Below are 2,019 nucleotides of genomic sequence, written 5' to 3'. Positions count from 1 at the left end.
GCCGGTTACCTTCGCGTTAAACGCTTATGACATCAGCTCAGAAGGTGATCGTTAAAAACTGGAAGTGCACGGGTGTTTTCTTACTGGCTATGGCGTCAACGTTCATACTGGCTTCAGAACACCGATTATCTGCTGGCCTTGCATGCGGCTTTGTCTTGGTACTGATGCCGATATTCAACCCAGAACTGCGGCAATGGAAAGGGTATGGAGCTAAAGGTTTACGCCTCGGCCAATATCTGCAAGAGCACGGAATTTTGCAGTTGTGGGTGGTTGGTTTTTGCCTCCTTGCGCTGCCAGTTCTTATTTACCGGATTTATAGTTCAGGCGGAGACGCCTGGGGATTGTATGCGCTCTCTTTCGGTCTCTTAATCGGTCCGATCGTTACTGCTTCGGAGATTGAGAGGTACCGGGCTGCGGGCTCAGAGCGCTTAACTAATAGCGGCACTCGGACACGCTAAAGCGTGCCGGTGCGCATGGCGTTAGGTCATCGTATGAAGAAGCTGTTTTTTTGGTTGTTCATTCTTTTCTTCGTGTTTGCGCAGTCCTACTTTATCTATGCGCTAAACCAACCGGAGGCTGCCAAGTCATTTACGCAACTCTGGTATAGCTTTGGTGTAGAGCAAACGGCCTATTCGCAGTTCGTTTTCCATACGATTCAGTGGTGGGTGGTATTGCCTATTTTATGTCTGGGCTTGGCGTTTTCAGCACTGTTCCGCGCAACCAAATGGTTGCCATTGGCCGCAATTTCCGTGAGCTTCGCGGGTACAGTGGCTCTTTATTGGTCTGCGTATGCACCAGCATTGCTAGTACATGTCTAGACCTAACAAGGCCATTAAGGTTGTTCCGGGCCGATGGCCCTCCACCGGACGCCCTTGTCAGGGCGCCGCTTATGGCTGGCGTTATAAGTAGGGAGAAGTATGAGGCCATTACTCATCATTCTGATCTTGAGTGGATTGGGTATCCCTGCTTTGGCCGGCGGTGTAAAAGAGATTCACGTCGAAAGAAGAGATATTGGTGAGGTTCTCGGCGAGTTCGTACTCCCCGTTGAGATTTATGGCAAGGGGTATATCTCTAGGGAAGTTTGGCGCAGCCCTGGAGGGATCTCATGCACCGTTTCGCTTTTCGAGCATAGTAGTGAAGATGCCGGGACCTTTGAGTGTGTCTCTCCCGAGAGGTACAAGGCTCAAGTGGCACTCGATTGTGCTGCTAATTTCAACAGAGAATCAGCGGTTTATTTATTTTTCGGAATGGTCGGCAACGAAAATGAGGTAGGTAATTTTTATGTCTGGTGCGAGTGAAACTTATAACAAGTGCAGGCACGGCGACGCCCATTACACTGCGCCTTCGGCTCCATTCCATGGGCGCGCATGCTGCAAACGTTATGCGTAGGAGAGAATGATTGGAGTTGGGCTGTTGGGATAAAGCCATGTTAAAGAGCATTGGCTGGGTAGGTGCTGCATTTTTCGTTTACGGCGCATTAACGCTAGATGCATTTTCCAGCCTGAATAGTGCCTATGGCTTTCTCGCATTCGCCGGCATTTTTAGCGCGGTTTACATTTTGCTTTCGGTGCTTGGCTGGCTAGCGGTCGGTCTCCCCAGTCATTGGGTTATTTGCAAGTATACGAGTGGTGGCTATCGATATTACGTTGTCGTCGCTATTCTGTTTTTTGCGGGTGTTTTGATCTTCTCAAATATGCAGGCTGCAGCGTTTTTTGGGCTGGTCGCGCTGGTACAAGCATTGGTATTCAGGTTTTACCTTACGGGTAAATCGCATAACCAGTAGTTCAAGTACGTTCCGGCCCTAGCGGGCCTCCACCGGACCGACTTGCCTACGCGGTGCTCCGGCAAGTCGGCCGCTTAACATCGGCGTTATATTCTCGGAGAGTAATTTGTCACAGCCGGTAGTCAGCGAAAAATTCTTGCTCAGATTTGCTCCTGAACACTTGGGAGCAGTGGAGAGGTTTCGTTTATTCGAATGTGAATCCTTAAGTCAGAATAAGGGAAGGTCTGAATAACTGC

3 protein-coding genes are annotated in these 2,019 nt (G+C 49.7%); all 3 read left to right on the top strand.

Features of this window, described 5'->3' with window-relative positions:
- Nucleotides 1-491: 491 nt before the first annotated feature.
- The 3 genes from Q674_RS37110 (at nt 492) to Q674_RS37100 (ending at nt 1,783) form a co-directional block, all read left to right on the top strand.
- Nucleotides 492-818 (top strand): hypothetical protein, encoded by a 327-nt coding sequence (locus Q674_RS37110; protein ID WP_031210408.1) that lies wholly within the window; start codon nt 492-494, stop codon nt 816-818.
- Between the two features lie 99 nt (nt 819-917).
- Entirely contained in the window at nt 918-1,298 is a 381-nt protein-coding gene (locus Q674_RS37105; RefSeq protein ID WP_023009720.1) for a hypothetical protein, read from the top strand.
- Nucleotides 1,299-1,426: 128 nt separating this feature from the next.
- Nucleotides 1,427-1,783 carry a hypothetical protein gene (locus Q674_RS37100; RefSeq protein ID WP_152526094.1) on the top strand — a complete coding sequence of 119 codons (357 nt, stop codon included), beginning with the start codon at nt 1,427-1,429 and terminating at the stop codon, nt 1,781-1,783.
- Nucleotides 1,784-2,019 lie beyond the last annotated feature (236 nt).

The sequence above is a fragment of the Marinobacter sp. EVN1 genome (genome assembly GCF_000475375.1).
Classification (GTDB): Bacteria; Pseudomonadota; Gammaproteobacteria; order Pseudomonadales; family Oleiphilaceae; genus Marinobacter; species Marinobacter nauticus.
The sequence above is the reverse complement of the archived record's forward strand: the minus strand, read 5'-3'. Positions and strand labels throughout refer to the sequence as shown.